The 20,389-nt window shown below is 63.8% G+C and carries 19 protein-coding genes; 5 read left to right on the top strand and 14 right to left on the bottom strand.

All coding sequences use genetic code 11. From position 1 onward, the window contains the following. Positions 1 to 34: 34 nt before the first annotated feature. From gyrB to dnaA, 3 genes are all read right to left on the bottom strand, one after another. Complete coding sequence (gene gyrB, locus IB268_RS00295; RefSeq protein ID WP_054455788.1) at positions 35 to 2,482, bottom strand: DNA topoisomerase (ATP-hydrolyzing) subunit B; 2,448 nt, start codon at positions 2,480 to 2,482, stop codon at positions 35 to 37. A gap of 95 nt (positions 2,483 to 2,577) precedes the next feature. Next, the gene (gene dnaN / locus IB268_RS00290; protein WP_054455945.1) at positions 2,578 to 3,687 is read right to left on the bottom strand and encodes a DNA polymerase III subunit beta; all 1,110 of its coding nucleotides are present in this window, start codon (positions 3,685 to 3,687) and stop codon (positions 2,578 to 2,580) included. Positions 3,688 to 3,689: 2 nt separating this feature from the next. Further along, positions 3,690 to 5,156 carry a chromosomal replication initiator protein DnaA gene (dnaA, locus tag IB268_RS00285; protein ID WP_054455790.1) on the bottom strand — a complete coding sequence of 489 codons (1,467 nt, stop codon included), beginning with the start codon at positions 5,154 to 5,156 and terminating at the stop codon, positions 3,690 to 3,692. A 396-nt stretch (positions 5,157 to 5,552) separates the two neighbouring features. Here dnaA and rpmH point away from each other — a divergent pair, with 396 nt between their 5' ends. The 5 genes from rpmH to IB268_RS00260 all read left to right on the top strand — a co-directional run bounded on the left by rpmH (position 5,553) and on the right by IB268_RS00260 (position 9,810). Next, positions 5,553 to 5,687, top strand: a complete 135-nt coding sequence (gene rpmH / locus IB268_RS00280) for a 50S ribosomal protein L34 (protein WP_003816025.1) — start codon at positions 5,553 to 5,555, stop codon at positions 5,685 to 5,687. Between the two features lie 52 nt (positions 5,688 to 5,739). Continuing rightward, positions 5,740 to 6,111, top strand: coding sequence for a ribonuclease P protein component (locus IB268_RS00275; protein ID WP_013397083.1), 372 nt, complete (start codon positions 5,740 to 5,742; stop codon positions 6,109 to 6,111). Next, positions 6,108 to 6,380 carry a membrane protein insertion efficiency factor YidD gene (yidD, locus tag IB268_RS00270; protein WP_192353666.1) on the top strand — a complete coding sequence of 91 codons (273 nt, stop codon included), beginning with the start codon at positions 6,108 to 6,110 and terminating at the stop codon, positions 6,378 to 6,380. The genes IB268_RS00275 and yidD overlap by 4 nt, the downstream gene beginning before the upstream one ends. A 48-nt stretch (positions 6,381 to 6,428) precedes the next feature. Beyond that, complete coding sequence (yidC, locus tag IB268_RS00265) at positions 6,429 to 8,105, top strand: membrane protein insertase YidC (protein ID WP_054455791.1); 1,677 nt, start codon at positions 6,429 to 6,431, stop codon at positions 8,103 to 8,105. 256 nt (positions 8,106 to 8,361) lie between these two features. Beyond that, positions 8,362 to 9,810: a catalase gene (locus IB268_RS00260; RefSeq protein WP_054455792.1), complete on the top strand. Its 1,449-nt coding sequence runs from the start codon at positions 8,362 to 8,364 to the stop codon at positions 9,808 to 9,810. Positions 9,811 to 9,888: 78 nt separating this feature from the next. Here the strand turns inward: IB268_RS00260 and IB268_RS00255 are convergent, their stop codons facing one another. From IB268_RS00255 to IB268_RS00205, 11 genes are all read right to left on the bottom strand, one after another. Then, the gene (locus tag IB268_RS00255) at positions 9,889 to 10,767 is read right to left on the bottom strand and encodes an ABC transporter permease (protein WP_054455794.1); all 879 of its coding nucleotides are present in this window, start codon (positions 10,765 to 10,767) and stop codon (positions 9,889 to 9,891) included. Positions 10,768 to 10,778: 11 nt separating this feature from the next. Continuing rightward, positions 10,779 to 11,624, bottom strand: a complete 846-nt coding sequence (locus IB268_RS00250; protein ID WP_054455795.1) for an ABC transporter ATP-binding protein — start codon at positions 11,622 to 11,624, stop codon at positions 10,779 to 10,781. A 1-nt stretch (position 11,625) separates the two neighbouring features. Beyond that, positions 11,626 to 12,669: an ABC transporter substrate-binding protein gene (locus tag IB268_RS00245; protein WP_054455796.1), complete on the bottom strand. Its 1,044-nt coding sequence runs from the start codon at positions 12,667 to 12,669 to the stop codon at positions 11,626 to 11,628. A gap of 51 nt (positions 12,670 to 12,720) precedes the next feature. Next, complete coding sequence (locus IB268_RS00240; RefSeq protein WP_175181609.1) at positions 12,721 to 13,626, bottom strand: TauD/TfdA family dioxygenase; 906 nt, start codon at positions 13,624 to 13,626, stop codon at positions 12,721 to 12,723. A gap of 143 nt (positions 13,627 to 13,769) precedes the next feature. Continuing rightward, complete coding sequence (locus tag IB268_RS00235; protein ID WP_054455801.1) at positions 13,770 to 14,444, bottom strand: GntR family transcriptional regulator; 675 nt, start codon at positions 14,442 to 14,444, stop codon at positions 13,770 to 13,772. A gap of 83 nt (positions 14,445 to 14,527) precedes the next feature. After that, the gene (locus IB268_RS00230; RefSeq protein WP_054455803.1) at positions 14,528 to 15,484 is read right to left on the bottom strand and encodes a tripartite tricarboxylate transporter substrate binding protein; all 957 of its coding nucleotides are present in this window, start codon (positions 15,482 to 15,484) and stop codon (positions 14,528 to 14,530) included. A 45-nt stretch (positions 15,485 to 15,529) separates the two neighbouring features. Further along, positions 15,530 to 16,381: a fumarylacetoacetate hydrolase family protein gene (locus tag IB268_RS00225; protein WP_054455805.1), complete on the bottom strand. Its 852-nt coding sequence runs from the start codon at positions 16,379 to 16,381 to the stop codon at positions 15,530 to 15,532. A 4-nt stretch (positions 16,382 to 16,385) separates the two neighbouring features. After that, positions 16,386 to 16,781, bottom strand: a complete 396-nt coding sequence (locus tag IB268_RS00220) for a RidA family protein (protein ID WP_054455807.1) — start codon at positions 16,779 to 16,781, stop codon at positions 16,386 to 16,388. Positions 16,782 to 17,140: 359 nt separating this feature from the next. Next, positions 17,141 to 18,340 carry a M20 aminoacylase family protein gene (locus IB268_RS00215; protein ID WP_054455809.1) on the bottom strand — a complete coding sequence of 400 codons (1,200 nt, stop codon included), beginning with the start codon at positions 18,338 to 18,340 and terminating at the stop codon, positions 17,141 to 17,143. Between the two features lie 28 nt (positions 18,341 to 18,368). Continuing rightward, entirely contained in the window at positions 18,369 to 19,385 is a 1,017-nt protein-coding gene (locus IB268_RS00210; RefSeq protein WP_175160106.1) for an ABC transporter ATP-binding protein, read from the bottom strand. Then, positions 19,382 to 20,383: an ABC transporter ATP-binding protein gene (locus IB268_RS00205; protein ID WP_119449775.1), complete on the bottom strand. Its 1,002-nt coding sequence runs from the start codon at positions 20,381 to 20,383 to the stop codon at positions 19,382 to 19,384. The genes IB268_RS00210 and IB268_RS00205 overlap by 4 nt, the downstream gene beginning before the upstream one ends. Positions 20,384 to 20,389: the final 6 nt, after the last annotated feature.

Raw genomic sequence — 20,389 nt, 5'->3', positions numbered from 1 at the left:
TGGCGTCCAGGATCTCTGCCGAGATCCGACGCGATCAGGCGTCGATATTCCCCGCCGACAACGCATGCGTCTCGATGAAGTTGCGGCGCGGTTCGACGTCGTCGCCCATCAGCGTGGTGAAGACCTCGTCGGCCGCGATGGCGTCCTCGATCTGCACGCGCAACAAACGGCGCACCTTCGGGTCCATGGTGGTTTCCCACAGCTGTTCCGGGTTCATTTCGCCCAGACCCTTGTAGCGTTGCTTGGAGATGCTGCGGTCGGCTTCGCTGCGCAGCCACTGCATGGCCTCGCGGAAATCGGACACGGTCTGTTCCTTGCGCTTGTCGCCTTCGCCGCGGGCGGCCAGCGAACGCGCGCCGACCTTGCCGGAGAAGCTCTTGGCGGCCTTGGACAGGACCGCGTAGTCCGAACCGTTGACGAAGTCCGCATCGATGATGCTCACGCGCACGTTGCCGTGGTGCATGCGCTGCACCGACAGACGATGGCGCTCGGTGGATTCGTCGAACTCCGGCACGACTTCCACGCCGTTGCCGCTGACCGGGTCGCGCATGGCGTCGGCCAGGCGGCGGGCGGAATCGGCGGTGGACTCGGCCGATTCCAGGTTGATCTCCACGCCTTCGGCCATGGCCGACAGCGCGCCTACGTCGAATACGCGCGACAGGCGCGCGATCACGGCATCGGCCGCGACGTACTGGCGGGCCAGGTCGTTGAGTTCGTCGCCGCGGATGATGTTGCCGCCCGAGATGATCTCGGCATCCTTAAGCGCCAGTTGCAGCATGAACTGCGCTTCTTCCTGGTCGTCTTTCAGATAGCGTTCTTCGCGGCCGACCTTGACCTTGTACAGCGGCGGCTGGGCGATATACACGTAGCCGCGCTGTACCAGTTCAGGCATCTGACGGTACAGCAGCGTCAGCAGCAGGGTGCGGATGTGCGCGCCGTCCACGTCCGCGTCGGTCATGATGATGAGGCGGTGGTAGCGCAGCTTGTCGACGTTGAAGTCAGGACCAATGCTGGTGCCCAGCGCGGTGATCAGCGTGGCGATCTGCTCGCTGGCGATCAGGCGGTCGAAACGCGCCTTCTCGACGTTCAGCACCTTGCCGCGCAACGGCAGGATGGCCTGGAACTTGCGATCGCGGCCTTGCTTGGCCGAGCCGCCTGCGGAGTCACCCTCGACGATGTACAGCTCGCACAGCGCGGGGTCCTTTTCCTGGCAGTCGGCCAGCTTGCCGGGCAGGCCTGCGCCTTCCAGCACGCTCTTGCGGCGCGTCATTTCGCGCGCCTTGCGCGCGGCTTCGCGGGCGCGGGCGGCTTCGACGATCTTGGCGCACAGCGCCTTGGCGTCGTTCGGGTGTTCCAGCAGCCAGGTTTCCAGCGTGCGCGCCACGGCTTCCTCAACCGCCGGCCGCACTTCGCTGGAGACCAGCTTGTCCTTGGTCTGGCTGCTGAACTTGGGCTCGGGCACCTTCACCGACAGCACGCAGGCCAGGCCTTCGCGCATGTCGTCGCCGGACGTCTCGACCTTGGCCTTCTTGGCCAGTTCGTTGTCGGTGATGTACTTGTTGATGATGCGGGTCATCGCCGCGCGCAGGCCGGTCAGGTGCGAGCCGCCGTCGCGCTGCGGAATGTTGTTGGTGAAGCACAGCACGCTTTCGCTGTAGCTGTCGTTCCACTGCATCGCCACTTCGACGCCGACCGGCACGCCGCCCGCCGAGGACTCGGTGGTGACCGAGAACACGTTCGGGTGCAGCACGGTCTTGCTGCGATTGATGTATTCGACGAAGCCTTTCACGCCGCCGGAGAAGGCGAAGTTCTCTTCCTTGCCCTGGCGCTGGTCGATCAGGCGGATCTTCACGCCATTGTTCAGGAACGACAGTTCGCGCAGGCGCTTCGAGAGGATCTCGTAGTGGTACTCGATGTTGTTGAAGATGATCGGGTCGGCCAAAAAGCGCACTTCGGTGCCGCGCTTGTCGGTCGTGCCGGTCACGGCCAGGGGCGCGACGCGCTCGCCCTGGCGGAACTCCATCTGGTGCACTTCGCCGTTGCGGCGGATGGTCAGCCGCAGCCATTCGGACAGCGCGTTCACGCAAGACACGCCCACGCCGTGCAGGCCGCCGGACACCTTGTAGGAGTTCTGGTCGAACTTGCCGCCAGCGTGCAGTTCGGTCATGACGATTTCGGCCGCGCTGCGGTGGAATTCGTCATCCTTGTGGATGTCGGTGGGGATGCCGCGGCCGTTGTCGGTGACCGAGATCGAGTTGTCGGTGTGGATCGTGACGACGATGTCGTCGCAGTAGCCGGCCAGGGCTTCGTCGATGGCGTTGTCGACGACTTCGAACACCATGTGGTGCAAGCCGGTGCCGTCGGATGTGTCGCCGATGTACATGCCGGGGCGCTTGCGCACGGCCTCCAGCCCCTTGAGCATCTTGATCGAGTCAGCGCCGTAGCCGCTGTTCTCGGGAGTGGTGTTCTGCTGATCTGACATGTCTGTATCGATAACGCTTTAAAGAACGGCCTGGCGGCCGGACCGCCCACGGGCCCTCGGGCCCGCAAGCGGCACAAACCCACGATGGGTGCGGATCAAATCCGCATGGGCATGACGACGTACTTGAACTGGTCGTCTTCGGGCAGGGTGATGAGCGCCGACGCGTTGGCATCGGGCATGACCGACCACTGGATGTTGTCCACCTTGACGTTGGACAGCACGTCGAGCAGGTAGCCGACGTTGAAGCCCACATCGAGGGCTTCATGGCCGTAGTCGATGTCGATTTCTTCCTGCGCCTCTTCCTGCTCGGCGTTGGAGGACGAGATCTTCATCTGGTTCTGCGCCAGTTGCAGGCGCACGCCCTTGAACTTGTCGGTGGTCAGGATGGCGGCGCGCTGCAGGCTGCCCTGGAGGGCTTCGCGGCCGACCAGGAAATGGCGCGTGTAGTTCGTCGGGATCACGCGCGTGAAGTCCGGGAACTTGCCTTCCACCAGCTTGGAGACGAGCTCCACGTCGCCGAAGCGGAAGCGGATCTGGCCCGGCGCCACGTCGATCGAAACCGGCTCGTCGGAGTCTTCCAGCAGGCGCTGCATTTCCAGCACGGTCTTGCGCGGCACGATCACTTCGTGGCGTTCGCTGATGCCGTCGGCTTCCGTCGAGCAGTGCGCCAGGCGGTGGCCATCGGTGGCGACCGCACGCACGCGGCCCGGTTCAAACACCAGCAGCATCCCGTTCAGGTAGTAGCGGATGTCCTGTTGCGCCATGGCGAAGTGCACCATGTTGAACAGGTGGCGCAGCGTGCGCTGCGGCATGGTCAGCGACACGTCCCACTGCTCGGGCTGAGCCACGGTGGGGAATTCGCTGGCGGCCAGCGTCTGCAGGGCGAAGCGGCTCTTGGCCGACTGCACCGACAGCTTGTTGCTGGCCAGCGCCAGGCGCACGTCGCCGGTGTCCGGCAGGGCCTTCAGGATATCCAGCAGCTTGCGCGCCGCGACCGTGGTGGATTCGTTGTCTTGACCCACGCCGAAGTCGGCATGGGTGGTGATCTGTACTTCCAGGTCGGTCGCAATGAAGGCAACCTTGTTGCCTTCCTTGCGCATCAGGATGTTCGCCAGAATGGGCAGGGTATGGCGTCTTTCGACGATGCCCGCCACAGTCGACAGCGGTTTCAGCAATGCATCGCGTGTGGTTTGTACGAGTTGCATGTTCATCCTTTTAGAGTTTGTTCCAACACGTGCAGGGTATGGTTGAGCTCCGCTTGCTTGGCGCGGGCGTCGGAAATCTTGCGTACGGCATGCAGTACGGTGGTGTGATCACGGCCACCGAACAGATCGCCGATTTCCGGCAGGCTTTTCTGGGTCAGCTCCTTCGCCAGGTACATCGCGACCTGGCGCGGCAAAGCGATATTGGCGGGCCGGCGTTTCGAGTACATGTCGGCCACTTTGATCTTGTAGAAATCCGCCACCGTCTTCTGGATGTTCTCCACGGTGATCTGGCCGTTGGACACGGACAGCAGGTCCTTCAGGGCTTCCTTGCAGACATCCACCGTCAGCACGTCGCGGCCGTGGAAGCGCGCATAGGCCAGCACCTTGCGCAGCGCGCCTTCCAGTTCGCGCACGTTGCTGCGCAGATGCTTGGCGATGAAGAACGCCACTTCCTCAGGCATGGGCACGCCTTCGGATTCCGCCTTGCGCAACAGGATCGCCACGCGCATTTCCAGTTCCGGCGGCTCGATGGCCACCGTCAGGCCGGAGTCGAAGCGCGAGATCAGGCGGCTGTCGATGCCCGACAGTTCCTTCGGATAGGTATCGCTGGTGATGATGATCTGCTTGCGCTGAGCCACCATCGCTTCGAACGCGTAGAAGAATTCTTCCTGCGTGCGGTTCTTGCCGGAGAAGAACTGGATATCGTCGATCAGCAGCAGGTCGAGCGAATGGTAATAACGCTTGAAGTCGTCGAACGCCTTGCGCTGGTAGGCCTTCACCACGTCCGACACGTATTGGTCGGCATGCACATAGCGCACGCGCACACCGGTCCCCGCCGCCACCATCGCATTGCCGATGGCGTGGATCAGGTGGGTCTTGCCCAGGCCCACGCCGCCGTACAGGAACAGCGGGTTGTAGGACGTGCCAGGGTTCTCGGCGACCTGCAACGCAGCGGCGCGCGCGAGCTGGTTCGCCTTACCCGTCACAAAGTTCTCGAACGTCAGATCGGTGTTCAGGCGCGAACGCTCGTACACGATGCTTGCCGCGTCCGCGTTCACCGCTTGCGCGGCCTGCGCGGCCGCCGTGGTCGCCGGGGCTGCGGGTGCAGGCGTTACCGGGGCCATCGGTGGCGGCGCGCCGCCTGAAGGGGAAGCAGCGGACGGATACGCGGGCGCCGCGGGTGCGGCGCGTACGGGCGCGACCGGCATGCGCGGCGTGGCGCCTTGCGTCGGCAACTCGAACAGCACCTGCACCGGACGCTCGAACCACTCCGCGGCCAACGCTTCGATCTGGTGGGAAAAGTTCTTCCGTACCCAATCCAGTTTGAACCGGTTGGGAGCGGCAACGCGCAGCACCGCCTGCGTTTCGTCGTACGCAAGCGGGACCAGCGGTCGTATCCACGCGCTGATTTGTTGGGGGGGGAGTTCCTGCTCAAGACGACTGACGCAGGTCTGCCAGAATTCTTTCATGTCGCTCTTATTCAAACCTCGATTCTACCTTGCCTGGGCTGGGGTTATCCACAGGGTAGGGCATAAGCGTCCGTGCGGCGCAGTCTTAACTGTTTGACAAGACAGGGAAAACTTGCTGAAATGGTGGGCTTTTCCGAATTCTGTCTGTCAGAAGGTTCCACAGAGAGCTTAGCCGCGCTTTGTTGGCAGTGGTGTCTAACGATGCCTACCGCCCACGCAACTGCCTGGTTTTGCTTCTAATAGGTCGCCCGGGGTTTCCCGGTCAGAGCCCCGTCTACGAGCTGTTTTTTTGCACCTGTTGCAAAAATGCTCATTAGATACCCGCTTCCTGAATGCGCGACCAGGAACCCTTCCGGGCAGGTCCCTTCTGACTTTTGTTCTTTTTGTGGATCGTCCATGAAACGTACCTACCAACCTTCCGTTACCCGTCGCAAGCGCACCCATGGTTTCCGCGTGCGCATGAAAACCCGCGCTGGCCGCGCCATCCTGAATGCCCGCCGCGCCAAGGGCCGCAAGCGTCTGGCCGTCTAAGTCGTGTTTTTCCGGCTTGTCCGGAAAAACCTGACGCCTGATTTTGCAGTCCATGCCGCGCTCCACGCTTCCGCCGGAGGCGCGGCTGCATCGCCCCTCCGAGTTCGCCGCCGCCCTCAAAGGCCGGCGTCTTGCCCGAGGGGCGTTCTTCATTGTGAGCGCGGCTCCCAATGATCTGCCTCCCGGCCAGGACGCCTGTGCGCGTCTCGGCCTGGTGATCGCCAAGCGGTTCGCCGCCCACGCCAGTACGCGCAACGCCATCAAGCGGGTCATCCGCGAGGCGTTCCGCCATCGGCGCCTGGGACTGCCGGCCAAAGATTACGTCGTGCGCCTGCATAGCAAGGTTGCGCCCGCCACGCTTACCGCGCTGAAACGCGCGGCAAGAGCCGAAGTGGACGCTCACTTTGAGCGGATAGCGCGATGATCAAGGCTTTACTCGTTGCCCCGATCCGGTTCTACAGGTTTTTCCTGAGCCCCTGGATCGGCAGGCAGTGCCGCTTTACCCCGACCTGCTCGGCGTATGCGATCGAAGCGATCGAGCGCCACGGCGCCTGGCGCGGCTTCTGGCTGGCAGTCCGGCGCATCGGCCGCTGCCACCCTTGGTCGCCGGGCGGATTGGACCCGGTTCCGCCCTCCAAGGGAACCAATGGCCCCTCGTGCTGTTCCCACAGCCACCGCACCGAGCATGATTGACGCTAAACTGGCGGGCTTTGCTGGCCCGTATTCACCTCAGTAGGCACCATGGATATCCGACGAACCGTCCTCTGGATGATTTTTTCCTTCTCGCTGTTGCTCCTATGGAACAACTGGCAGATCCATAACGGCAAGCCGTCGCTGTTCGGCCCCACGCCTGCCGCCACCACGAGCGAGCCGCAGGCCGCCGCGAACAACGCAACGCCTTCGGTGCCCAGCACGCCCGCCCCCGCGGCTGCCGCTGCGTCCGCCGTGCCCGGCGCCGCCGCGCCTGCTGCCGCGCGCTCGGAAGAAGTCGTCATCACGACCGACGTGCTGCGCCTGACGTTCGACACCATGGGCGCCCAGTTGGTGCGCGCCGAACTGCTGAAGTACCCGGCCACCGGCCAGCCCGACAAGCCCACGGTGCTGCTGGACCGCGCCGCCGGCCTGAACTACGTGGTGCAGACCGGCGTGGTCGGCGCCCCCAACGGCCAAAGCTTCCCCACGCACCAGACGCCTTTCCGCGTCGTGTCCTCGGAACGCCAGCTGACCGGCGACAACCTGGTGGTCGCCTTCGAGGGCGAATCCGGCGGCGTGAAGGTCACCAAGACGTTCACCCTGCACCGCGGCCGCTATGACATCGACGTGCGCCACGACCTGGCCAACGTCAGCGCCGGCCCCGTGTCGCCCGCCCTGTACCTGCAGCTCGAACGCGACGGCAACGACCCCGCCGACACGTCCAGCTTCTATCACACCTTCACCGGTTTCGCCGTCTACTCGGAACAGGACAAGTTCCAGAAGATCACCTTCAGCGACATCGAAAAGAAGAAGGCCAGCTACATCAAGCAATCGGACAACGGCTGGATCGCCGTGGTCCAGCACTACTTCGCCACCGCCTGGGTGCCCCCGCAGGGCAAGCCGCGCACCAACGAACTGCTGGAAGTGCAGAAAAACCTGTACGCCGCCCGCAGCATCGAGGCAGTGGGCGAGATCGCCCCTGGCGCCGCCACGCGCGTCGATTCGCACCTGTGGGTCGGTCCGCAAGACCAGAAGGCCATGGCCGCCCTGGCCCCCGGCCTGGAACTGGTGGTCGACTATGGCTGGCTGACCATCATCGCCAAGCCGCTGTTCAAGCTGATGACCTGGCTGCATTCCATCCTGGGCAACTGGGGCTGGACGATCGTGGCGCTGACCGTGCTGATCAAGGCCGTGTTCTACCCCCTGGCCGCCGCCAGCTACCGCTCCATGGCCCGCATGAAGCAGGTGGCTCCGCGCCTGCAGGCCCTGAAGGAAAAGTACGGCGACGACAAGCAGAAACTCAACGCGGCCATGATGGAAATGTACCGCACCGAGAAGATCAACCCGCTGGGCGGCTGCCTGCCCATGCTGGTGCAGATCCCGGTGTTCATCTCGCTGTACTGGGTGCTGCTGGCCAGCGTGGAAATGCGCGGCGCGCCGTGGATCCTGTGGGTGCACGACCTGTCGATCCGCGACCCGTACTTCATTCTGCCCGCCATCATGATGGCCACCATGTTCCTGCAGATCAAACTGAACCCGACGCCCCCGGACCCCGTCCAGGCCAAGGTCATGATGATCATGCCGCTGGTGTTCGGCGGGATGATGTTCTTCTTCCCGGCTGGCCTGGTGCTCTACTGGTGCGTCAACAACACCCTGTCGATCGCCCAGCAGTGGTCCATCACCCGCGCCATGCAGCGCAAGACGGAAGCCGCAGCCAACCGCTGATATCTGCTCCCGCGCAAGAAGCCGGTCCCATGCGGACCGGTTTTTTTTCGCCTGACGGCCGCCACCGATGCCGATTCCTGATTTTCTTGATAGTTATTCTTTATCAAGTTTTATAGATCAATCAACTTCACACGGTAAGGCAAGACCCCTATGATGTGTCGGAGATAGCCCCAGGCCGGCAATGCCGGGCTATCCCAGACACGGCGCGGGCCCCTCTGCGGCCCCCGCATTCCAGGCATTTCATAGGGAGTGTGCTATGACCGACAAGAAGACGCATCTGACCACCGCCGCTGGCGCGCCGGTGGCCGACAACAACAACACGCTGACTGCCGGCCCGCGCGGCCCGGCGCTGTTGGAAGACTTCTGGCTGATTGAAAAGCTCGCCCACTTCGACCGCGAACGCATCCCCGAACGCGTGGTGCACGCCAAAGGTTCGGGCGCCTATGGCACCCTCACTGTCACCCACGACATCTCGCGCTACACCCGCGCCAACCTCTTTTCCCAGGTCGGCAAGCAGACCCCGCTGTTCCTGCGTTTCTCGACCGTGGCCGGCGAGCGCGGCGCGGCTGACGCCGAACGCGACGTGCGCGGTTTCGCCATCAAGTTCTACACCGAGGAAGGCAACTGGGACCTGGTCGGCAACAACACGCCGGTCTTCTTCATCCGTGATCCGCTGAAATTCCCGGACTTCATCCACACCCAGAAGCGCGACCCCAAGACCAACCTGCGCAGCGCCACCGCCGCCTGGGACTTCTGGTCGCTCAATCCCGAATCGCTACACCAGGTCACCACCCTGATGAGCGATCGCGGCATTCCCGCCAACCTGCGCCAGCAGCACGGCTTCGGTTCGCACACGTTCAGTTTCATCAACAAGGACGGCGAGCGCTTCTATGTGAAATTCCACTTCAAGTCGCAGCAAGGCATCGCCTGTCTGAGCGACGAGGAAGCGGCGCAAGTGGTCGCCCATGACCGCGAAAGCTCGCAGCGCGACCTGTTCGAGAACATCGAAAAGGGCAACTTCCCGAAGTGGACGCTGAAGGTGCAGATCATGCCCGAGGCCGAAGCCGCGACTTACCATATCAACCCCTTCGACCTGACCAAGGTCTGGCCGCATGGCGACTATCCGCTGATCGAAGTCGGCGTGCTGGAGCTGAACAAGAACCCCGAGAACTACTTTGCCGAGGTCGAGCAGGCCGCCTTCACCCCGGCCAACGTGGTCCCCGGTATCGGATTCTCGCCGGACAAGATGCTGCAAGGCCGGCTGTTCTCCTACGGCGACACGCACCGCTATCGCCTGGGCATCAACCACCACCAGATCCCGGTGAACGCGCCGCGCTGCCCGTTTCACAGCTTCCACCGCGACGGCGCCGGCCGTGTCGACGGCAACGTCGGGGCGACGCTGAACTACGAGCCCAACAGCGCGGGCGAGTGGAAGGAAACCCCGTCGGCAGGCGAGCCGCCGCTGGCGCTGGACGGCCAGGCGGCAGCGCGCTGGAATCACCGCGTGGACGATGACTACTACTCGCAGCCGGGCGCCTTGTTCCGCCTGATGACGCCTGCACAGCAGGAGCTGCTGTTCGGCAACATCGGCCGCCACATGGCCGGCGTCCCGGAAGAAATCCAGCGCCGCCAGCTGGAACACTTCCGCAAAGCCGATCCCGCCTACGCCGCAGGCGTGGCCAAGGCGCTGGGACTGAAGCTGTAATCCGCGACGCGCCCATGCGCAAGGCGGCCCCGAGGGGCCGCCTTTTTTTGGCTGCTGCGCGGCTCTGCGCCGAGACAATCAGCGCTGCATGCCCCAGCGCCTGACCGTGAAACGCTCCACGGTGTCGAACACCAGGTTTTCCACAAGCAGGCCGATGATCACCACCGCCGCCAACCCCGCGAACACGCGGTCTGTGTATAACTCGTTGCGGTTCTGAAAGATGTACCAGCCCAGGCCGCCCTTGCCGCTGGACGCGCCGAACACCAGTTCCGCGGCGATCAATGTGCGCCACGCAAAGGCCCAGCCTATCCTCAGCCCGGCCAGGATGGCGGGCAGGGCGGCAGGCACCAGAATCTGCAACACGTAGCGCAGACCGCTCAATCCATAGTTGCGGCCCGCCATGCGCAAGGTATCCGATACCCCCAGAAAACCCGCGTACATGTTCAGCGCCAGCGCCCACAACACCGAATGGATCAGAACGAACACCAGGCTGCCTTCGCCCAGGCCGAACCACAGCAGCGCCAGCGGTAGCAGCGCAATCGCCGGCAGGGGATTGAACATGGCCGTCAAGGTGGACAGCAGATCGCGACCGAAACGCGTCGACACCGCCAGCGTGGTCAGCACAAAGGCCAGCAGCACGCCCGCCGCATATCCCTGCGCCAGCACGCGCAACGATTGCCCGGCGCGTGCCAGCAGTTCGCCGCCTGCGATGCCCTGCACGAAGGCGACCGCCGTCTGCGATGCGCTGGGCAGCAGCAGATCATTGTCGGTGTAGCGCGCCGCCAGCTCCCAGATGCCGGCCAATAGCGCCAGGATCGCCAGCTTGCGCAGGCTGGCGTGCTGCCACAGGCGTTCATGCCAGGGCAGGGGCGCTTCGCCCGCTTGCGCGGGCAAGGGCGGCAGCTCGTACTCCACTTCGGGACGGATGGGCACGGCGCCTGCGTATGCGTTGTTCATGCGGAAGTCCTTCAGGCCGCGGCCCGTTCAGCGGCAAGTTCAGCGGACTTTTCCGCAGGCGCCACATCGAACAGCAGATCATGGACGCGCCTGGCCGCAGACTGGAACGCAGCCGAGCCCTGGCTATGCAGCCCGTAGGCATGGGCGTTCAGTTCCGCGCGCACGCGGCCCGGATGCGGCGACAGCAGCAGCACGCGGCTGCCCAGCACCAATGCCTCTTCGATGGAATGGGTGACGAACAACAGCGTGAAACGCACGTCTTCCCACAGCGCCAGCAATTCTTCCTGCATGCGCCGCCGCGTCAACGCGTCCAGTGCCGCGAAGGGCTCGTCCATCAAAAGCACACGCGGCTGCATCGCCAGGGCGCGCGCAATGGCCACGCGCTGCTTCATGCCGCCGGACAACGTATGCGGATAGGCATCGGCGAACGCGGACAACCCCACCTTGTCCAGGTAGTGCATGGCGCGCTCGTCGGCCTCGCGCCGGTTGAGCTTGCGTGAAGCCACCAGCGGAAACGCCACGTTCTGCCGCAACGTCTTCCATGGCGGCAGCTGGTCGAATTCCTGGAACACCACGATGCGGTCCGGCCCCGGGCCGCGCACGGCATTGCCATCGATGGCAATGCGGCCTTCGGTCGGTTCGATGAAGCCCGCAATTGCCTTAAGCAGCGTGGATTTGCCGCAACCGGACGCGCCCAGCAGGATGAAACGCTCTGCTTCGTGCACGTCGAAACTGACCTGATGCGTGGCGCGCACGCGCCTTTCGCGCGTCTTGTATTCGATCGACACCTTATCCACAGCCAGCAAAGGCGTGGCCTTTTCGGTGTTATCCACAGGGGAGGCAGCGCTCAATCCCATCTCAACTGCCTTGGGCTGTGACGGGGTCGTCAAAGAAATAATCTCGCCAACTGGCCGGCGCATTCTTGATCGCGCCCACCTTGTGCATGAACTCGGCCAGCGCATAGGTATTCTGCGGTTCCAGCTTGAACTGCACGTCGGGGTTCTTGATCACTTTGATCAGGAAATCGCGGTCCAGCTTTGCTCCGGTAACGCGCAGATAAGTATCCGCGGCCTTTTCCGGATTGGCGCTGGCGAACTGCGCCGCTTCCTTCAGCGCGGCCTGGAATGCCTTGTAGGTCTTGGGATTTTCCTTGCGGAATTTCTCGGTCGCAAACAACACCGTGGACGAACTGGGCCCGCCCAGCACGTCATAGGAATTGAGCACGATGCGCGCCTTGGGATTCTCGGCCAGCTCCTGCTCCTGGAAGGGCGGGTTGCCGAAATGCCCCGTGATTTCCGTGCCGCCCGCGATGATGGCGGCGGCCGCGTCCGGATGCGGCAGGGCGACGGAAATCTTGTCCAGCTTGTTGAACTGCGCGTCGCCCCACAGTTTGGCCGACGCCAGCTGCAACACGCGAGACTGCACCGACACGCCCACCGCCGGCACCGCGATGCGGTCCTTGTCGGTGAAGTCCGCAATCGTCTTCACGTTGGGATTGTTGCTGACCAGGTAATAGGGAAAATTGCCCAGCGAAGCCACGCCCTTCACGTTCTGCTTGCCGCGCGTGCGGTCCCAGATCGTCAACAGCGGCCCCACGCCTGCCCCCGCGATATCCACAGCCCCGGACAACAGCGCATCGTTCACGGCCGAACCGCCCGACAGCTTGGCCCACTCGACCGAGATATCCACACCATCGGCCTTGCCGTGCTTTTCGATCAGTTGCTGATCGCGCGCCACGTTCAACAGCAGATACACGATGCCGTACTGCTCGGCGATGCGGATGCGGCCCTCCGCCATGGCCGGCGTCGGCGAAGCCAACGCCAGCACGGCAAGTATCAACGCCAGGCCCGCGCCGGTGGCGGCCTGGACCAAACGATCACGTACAGCGGAGGAAAAACCCATGGCGGACCCTGTGGATAAATGGTTTTGCGCGAAATTAAGGGGCGCGAGACGTCAGAACGGCACGTCGCCTTCGATCGTCGTGCGGTACAGCTTGCGGCGCAGGTGATCCGGCGTACCGCCGGCCAGATGGATCAACGAGCGGTTGTCCCAGAACACCAGATCATGCGGCTGCCATTGGTGGCGGTAGATGTGTTCGGGCCGGATGCTGTGGGCAAACAGTTCGTCCAGGATCTGGCGGCTCTCGTCTTCGGGCAGACCCTCGATGCGGGTGGTGAAGCCTTCGCTCACGAACAGCGCGCGGCGGCCCGTCTCCGGATGCGTGCGCACGACCGGATGCACCACTTCCTGCACCTGCGCCACCTGTTGCGCGCTGAGATTGGGACGCCACGAGCCTTCCTTCTGCAGCTGGCCGTACTTGGCCAGGTAGGAATGCACGGCGCGCTTGCCTTCGATGGCGTCTCGCAATGCGGCGGGCAGAGTGTCGTACGCCACGTGCATGTCGGCGAATAGCGTGTCGCCGCCTTGCGTGGGCAGCTCCTGCGCGTGCAGCAGCGACCCCAGGCTGGGCAATTCCTTGTACGAGATATCCGAATGCCAATACTTGCCGGCATCACCCAGCCCTATCGGCTTGCCGTCTTCAACGATGTTGGAAACGATGAGGATCTCGGGATGCCCGGCCAGATGGAACTGATGCAGCACGTGGATCATCAGACGGCCAAAGCGGCGGCTGAAATCGATGTGCTGCTGCGGCGTGATGCGCTGATCGCGGAACACCAGCAGGTGATGGTCCAGATGGGCGCGATGCACCTGCGCGAAATCGGCCGGGGTCAGCTCGCGCGACAGGTCGATACCGATGATTTCCGCGCCGGTCACGGCTGCCAGCGGGCGGATCGAAAAGGCTTGCGCAGCGGGTTCGGCATACACCTCGGACCGGCGCAGCGCGTTGCTCTGGGACATGGATCGCTCCTTGCGCGAATGCCGGCCAGGCCGGCTCAGGAACGGTCCATTATGAAAACGCGCAACCCCTACGCAAACGAATTATTCGGCCTTTGTTCAAGCCTGCGCGTCATATGGCGCGCCATCGCGTTGTGGCTATAAGCTTATTCGCGCGAGAGGAACTTGCCGCGCACGGAGCCGATGTGCTGCTCCATCTTGCGCACCGCGGCCTTTTTATCGCCACGCTCGACCATCTTGTACAGGTCTTCCAGTTCGGCCACGTTGGGCTTTTCCGCCTTGCCCGCAGGCGGGCGGAACCACAGGCGCATGGAACGGTCCAGCAGGCTGCCGGCAAACTCCGCAAGGATGTCATTGCGGGCGGCTTCGTACAGCGTCTGGTGGAACCTGCGGTCGATCTCCATGCTGCCCAACCGGTCCTGGCGTTCATGGCATTCCCAGCCAGCCGCCACCAACGCTTGCAGGCGTTCCAGCAGCGCCGGGGTGGCATTGTCCACCGCCAGGCCTGTCAGATGCGGTTCGACCAGCAGGCGCGCGGCGATCAGCTCCAGGAAGCTGTCTATGGTTTCCGCTTTGACGAGGATGCCCTTGCGCGGCAGGATGTCCACCAGCCCCTCGCGGTCCAGCCGGTGTATGGCCAGATGGATGGGGCTGCGGCCCAGCGACAGCTGTTCGCTCAGTTGTGCGACATTGATCTGGTCCCCGGCGCGCAGCTCCTGCGTGAGGATCATGCGCTTGATCGCGAGATACGCCTGTTCGCCGAGCGAAGCCGCCGGCGCGGTGTCTTCCTGCTGTCGCTTGGGGGTAGGGGTTTTGGGCATGCGGTGATGGTTGCTGACCACGCGCCGCAACCGGCGCAGACCGCTGCGATTATAGCGACCGGTGCGGGCGGGCCAGCGTTTCCTCAGTCGATGCGCACGTTGCCGTCCTTGATGGCCTGTCCGTACTTGGCGGATTCGGCTTTCATGTATGCCGCGAACGCATCTGGCGTGGAGGCTGCAGCCACCATGCCCTGCTGCGCCAGGATCTGGCGCACGTCGGCATCCTGCAGCGCTTCGGAGTACATCTGGTTCAGACGCTGCACGCGATCGGCGGGCACGCCCGTGCGCGTGAGCAGCCCCATCCAGGTTTGCGATTCGAAGCCCGGCAGGCCGGCCTCGGCAAAGGTCGGCACATCGGGCAGCGCTGGCGTGCGCGCGCTTCCAGCCACTGCCAGGGCGCGCAGCTTGCCCGCCTGGATATGCGGCGCAACCACGCCCACGTCCCCGAGCGTCGCATCCACTTCGCCGCTCAGTACCGCCATGGTCGCTGGCGCCGCGCCCTTGTACGGCACGTGCATCATGCCCACGCCGGCCTGTTTTTTCAGCATCTCGAATCCCAGATGGCCTGATGAGCCATTGCCGAACGAAGAGAAGGTCGCCTTGTCGCCCTGGTCCTTGGCCCAGGCCAGGAACGCCTTGAGATCGCCGGCCGGCACCTTGGGTCCGACCACCAACACATGCGGGTTGGACGCCAGCTGCGTGACCGGCTGGAAGTCCTTCACGCTGTCATAGGGCAGCTGGTTCAACAGATAGGGATTGATGACGAAGCTTGCTGCGATCAGCAGGACCGTGTTGCCGTCAGCCGGCTTGCCCAGCAAGGTCTGTGCGCCGATCACGGTACTGCCGCCGGGACGGTTTTCGACGATGATGTTGGCTCCGGTGTTCTTCGCAATGGCCTTGGTCAGCGCCCGCGCCAGCGCGTCGGAGGAGCCGCCTGCGGTATACGGCACGATCAGCGTCATGGGCTGCGACGGGAACGTGTCGGCGGCGGCGCTCATGCTCGCCAGCGCCAGCGCGGCGGCCAATACGGTTTTCTTCATAATGTTTACCCCTTGATTTGTCATTGGTGCCGCACGGCAGGCGGCTTATTCCGCGTAGCGCAGGCCTGCGCGCACGACGTTGCGCAGTGAACCTATGCCGTCCACCCAACACTCCACGACGTCGCCATCACGCAGGAACAAGGGAGGCTGGCGGGCCGCTCCTATCCCTTCAGGCGTGCCGGTGAGGATGACGTCGCCGGGCAGCAAGGTCAGTCCCTGCGACAGCTCCGCGATCACGCGCGCCACGCTGAAGATCTGATTGCGGGTATGGCCAGCCTGCATGCGCACACCATTGACCTCGCAGCTCAGGGCGAGATTCTGCGGATCGTCGATCTCATCGGCGGTGACCAGGACCGGCCCCATCGGGCAGGTCGCGTCCAGGCTCTTGCCCTTGAACCATTGCGCGCCGTGCGCACGCTGCAGATCGCGTGCACTGAGGTCATTGGCCACCGTGTAGCCGAACACATGTTCCAGGGCATCCTCCTCAGCGATATCGCGTCCTTCCTTGCCGATCACCACGGCCAGCTCGACCTCCCAATCCAGCTTGGACGTATAGGCTTCATGCAACGGCACGCTGTCTTGCGGTCCGGCGACGGTAGTCGGCAGCTTGCTGAAGAAAGTGGGGCGTTCAGGCAGCTCGACCTCTTGGCCTTCGCGCTTGCCTTTGCTTTCGTCGTAGTGTTTCAGGTAATTCCAGCCGACGCAGAACACATTGCGTTGCGGGACGATGGGTGCGAGCAGGCGTACCGAATCCAGTGCCACAGCCGCGCCGCTGGCGTGCGCGACCTGGCTCAACAGCGTCTGTACGTCGGCCACGCCCTGAAAGGGCGTGATAGCTTGGCCGTCCAGCCGGCCCAATACCGGGCCGGATTCGCTGGCATAGCGAACGATTTTCATGGTGTCAGTCCGCAAGACGGGCCTGGCCCTGGATTTCCACCAGGATCTCAGGCTTGGCCAGGGCGGATACCTGCACCAGCGCGCAGGCGGGGAAATCGCCGCTGAAGAATTCGCGACGCGCCTTCCACACTTGCTGGTTGTCGGCCATGTTGGTCAGGAAGATCGTCAGCGTGACCATGTCGTCGATCTGGCCGCCCGCCGCTTCCAGGAGATGCTTCATCTTCGCAAAGATGACCTGGGCTTGTTCGTAGGCATTCGCGCCCTGGATGGTGCTCCCGTCGTTGGCGCGGGCGGTCAGTCCCGACAGGTAGACCGAGTCTTTCACGCGCAGGCAGTTGGACCACAGGCCGGGCTCGGCTTCGGCGACGTGGGGGCTGGTAATGCGGACTTTCTGGACCATGGGATTTCCTGTTCGAAGTTGGGTTGGAATTGCCGGTTAAAAATAACAGTGATATTTCACAGTTATATCAATGCTAGGCTGGCATGCCGGCGTCAGTCAAGGCCGTGCCGGCCTCGCAGGCATACGCATTTACCCTGGGAACGAGCGAATTTCACTGACCAATCGCGCTGCCAAGCCTGTGGATAAGTCTTGGGATAAGCCTGGTGGCAAGCCAGGGAAAAGCGGTGGATTGTCGGGGGATATCCCGGTGGATAGGCGGTGAATAGCAGGTGGACAGCCTGTGTACAACCTTGCCCGGCCATGAAAAAAGGCGCGGTCCGTAGGGAGTCCGCGCCTTTTAAATCAAAGACTTGCGTGGATCAGGACTTCGGCAGAAAAGCCTGAACCAGTTTTACCCAATATGTTGCGCCCACCGGCAGCAAGGCGTCGTTGAAGTCGTAATTCGGGTTGTGCAACTGGCACGGACCCATGCCGTGATAGGTCTCCATGCGATGGTCGCCGTCGCCGTTGCCGAGGAACAGGTAGGTCCCAGGCACCGCTTCCAGGAAGAAGGAAAAGTCCTCCGCCCCCATGAAGGGCGGCATCTCGCGCTGCACGTTTTCAGCGCCGAACGCGTCTTCGGCGACTTGGGCGGCAAAGGCGGTTTCCTTTTCCCAATTCACCAGCGGGGGATATGCGCGCACGAAATCCAGTTCGCCCGTGCCGCCGTAGACCTGCGGCAAGGTGGTCGCGATGCGGCGCATGTCCGCCTCGATCTTGTCCAGGGTCTCCACCGAATAGGTGCGCACGGTGCCGCGCAGCACGGCTTCGCCGGGAATCACGTTGTAGGCGTCGCCCGCGTGGATCTGCGTGATCGAAAGCACGGCCTGCTCCAGCGGATTCTTGCTGCGCGAGATCACCGTCTGCAGGGCATGCACCATGTCGGCCGCGACAATGATGGGGTCCACCGATGCATGCGGCTGCGCCGCGTGGCCGCCCACGCCCTTGATGACGATGTCCCAGCGGTTGCTGGAGGCCATGGTCGGGCCCGCCCGAAAACCGAACTGGTTGACCGGCATGCCGGGCATGTTGTGAATGCCGAACACCGCGTCGCAAGGGAATTTGTCGAACAGGCCGTCCTGCATCATGGCGCGCGCGCCGGCGTTGCCGCCTTCCTCGGCCGGCTGGAAGATGAACACCACCGTGCCATCGAAATCGCGGTGTGTGGACAAGTATTGCGCCGCCCCCAGCAGCATGGTCGTGTGTCCGTCGTGGCCGCAGCCGTGCATGCGTCCGCTGATGGTGGACTTGTGCGCAAAGCGGTTGTGCTCGGGCATGGGCAGCGCGTCCATGTCGGCGCGCAAACCTATGGTTTTCTTGCCGTTGCCGCCACGCAAAATACCCACCACGCCGGTTTTCCCCAGCCCCGTGTGGACTTCCAGGCCCCAGCCGCGCAAACGCTCCGCGACCAGCGCGGACGTGCGCGTTTCCTGGAAAGCAAGTTCCGGATGGGCGTGGATATCCCGTCGCAGCGCGGTGAGGTCGCCGTGGGCGCGTTCGATTTCGTCTATGGTTTTCATGGCTGTGGATAAGGCGTAAGAGTTGAATTCACGTATCGTTCAGATGGCAGGCGCTGAACTGACCCGGGGCGACTTCACGCAGCAACGGCCGTTCTGCCTTGCAGCGCGGCATCGCATGCGGGCAACGCGGGTGGAAGGCGCAGCCCGTCGGCGGGTCCAGCGGCGACGGCAGTTCGCCCTTGATGGGCTGGTAGGTGCGCCGCCCCGGCTGCAGCGTCGGCAGTTCCTTCAGCAAGGCCTGCGTGTACGGATGGTTGGCCCGCTGAAAGACCGTGTCGGTAGGCGCCAGCTCCACCACGCGGCCCAGATACATGATGGCCACGCGGTCCGAGATGTGGCTGACTACGCTGAGGTTGTGGCTGATGAAAAGATAGGTCAGGTCCAAGTCCGCACGCAACCGTTCGAACAGATTAAGCACCTGGGCCTGGATCGACACGTCCAGCGCGGCGACCGCCTCGTCGCAAACTATGACCGAAGGCTTGAGCGCGAGCGCCCGCGCAATTCCTACGCGCTGCCTCTGGCCGCCAGAGAATTGATGGGGATAACGCTGTGCAAAAGCCGGATCCAGCCCCACCTGGCGCATCAGCCCGGCGACGTACTCGGCTTTGTCGCGCGCGCGGACCAGGCCGTGCGCCACGGGCGCCTCGCCGATGATCTCGCGCACGCGCATACGCGGGTTCAGCGAGGCATAGGGATCCTGGAAGATCATCTGCACGCCCAGCTCATAGGCACGCCGTTGCGGGCCCGCCATGGCCTTCACGGCGCGGCCCTTGTAGCTGACTTCGCCCGCCGTCGGCGGCAGGATGCCTGACACGATACGGCCCAGCGTGGATTTTCCACAGCCGGATTCGCCCACGATGCCTATCACTTCGCCCGGCCGCACATCCAGGTCCACACCCGCCACTGCATGCACGACCTGCGTCTTCAAACCGGCGCCCAGCAGGTTGGCGATTCGGCCGGCCAGGTCCACGGGCTGCACGAAGCGCAGCTCGACCTCGCGCAACGACAGGATAGGGACCGCGGGATCTCGTTCTGCGGCGTTCATTTGGTATCTGGCCCTCCGGCATGCCAGCAACGCACCCATTGCGCCGGGCGCACCTCCACGGGCTGCGGTTCGACCAGACAGGCGTCAGTGGCGCGCGGGCAGCGCCCACGGAACGCACAGCCTTGCGGCAGGTTGAGCAGCGACGGCGTCATGCCGGGAATCGGAACCAGCGGCCTGCCGCGGGATTCGGGCGTGGGTATGGAAGCGATCAGGCCATGCGTGTAGGGATGCATGGGATGGCTGATGACCGCCTGCGTGGTGCCGGTTTCGACTACGCGCCCCGCATACATGACCGACACGCGGTCCGCCAGGCCCGCGACCACGGCAAGGTCGTGCGTGATCCAGATCAGCGCGGTGCCGGTTTCGCGGCACAGCTTCTGCACTTCGAACAGGATCTGTCCTTGTATGGTCACATCCAGCGCCGTGGTGGGCTCGTCGGCGATGATCAGGCGCGGCGAATTCAAGAGCGCAATCGCGATCGCCACGCGCTGCCGCATGCCGCCTGATAATTGGTGCGGATAGGTGCGCAGACGCTCCTCGGGCGAAGGGATGCCCACCATGGCGAGCGTCTGCAAGGCGCGCTGGCGGGCTTGCTCGCGCGATACCTTGCTGTGCGCCTGCACCGCCTCGATCATCTGCGTATCGACGCGCAGTACCGGGTTCAGGGTCATCATGGGATCCTGGAAGATCATGGCGATCTCCTGGCCCCTGAGCTCGCGCCAGCGCGCGGGTGTCGCGTTGCGCAAGTCCTCGCCGTTCAAGCGCAAGGTGCCGTCGACGATGCGGCCCGGCTCATCCAGCAGTCCCATCAGCGAAAAGCCGGTGATGCTCTTGCCCGACCCCGATTCGCCCACCAGTCCCAGGATCTCGCCTTCGGCCAGCGTCAGGTCCACACCATCCACCGCCTTCACCACGCCATTGCGCGTGTAGAAGTGCGTCTTCAGGCCATGCACCTCGAGTATGGGCGTCGCCGGGGACTTTTCCACAGGTGTCTGCATGGCGCC

The sequence above is a fragment of the Achromobacter sp. ACM01 genome, assembly GCF_014851745.1.
GTDB classification, from domain to species: Bacteria; Pseudomonadota; Gammaproteobacteria; order Burkholderiales; family Burkholderiaceae_B; genus Achromobacter; species Achromobacter aegrifaciens.
Note: the sequence above shows the minus strand (reverse complement) of the source record. Positions and strands in the feature narration are given on the sequence as shown.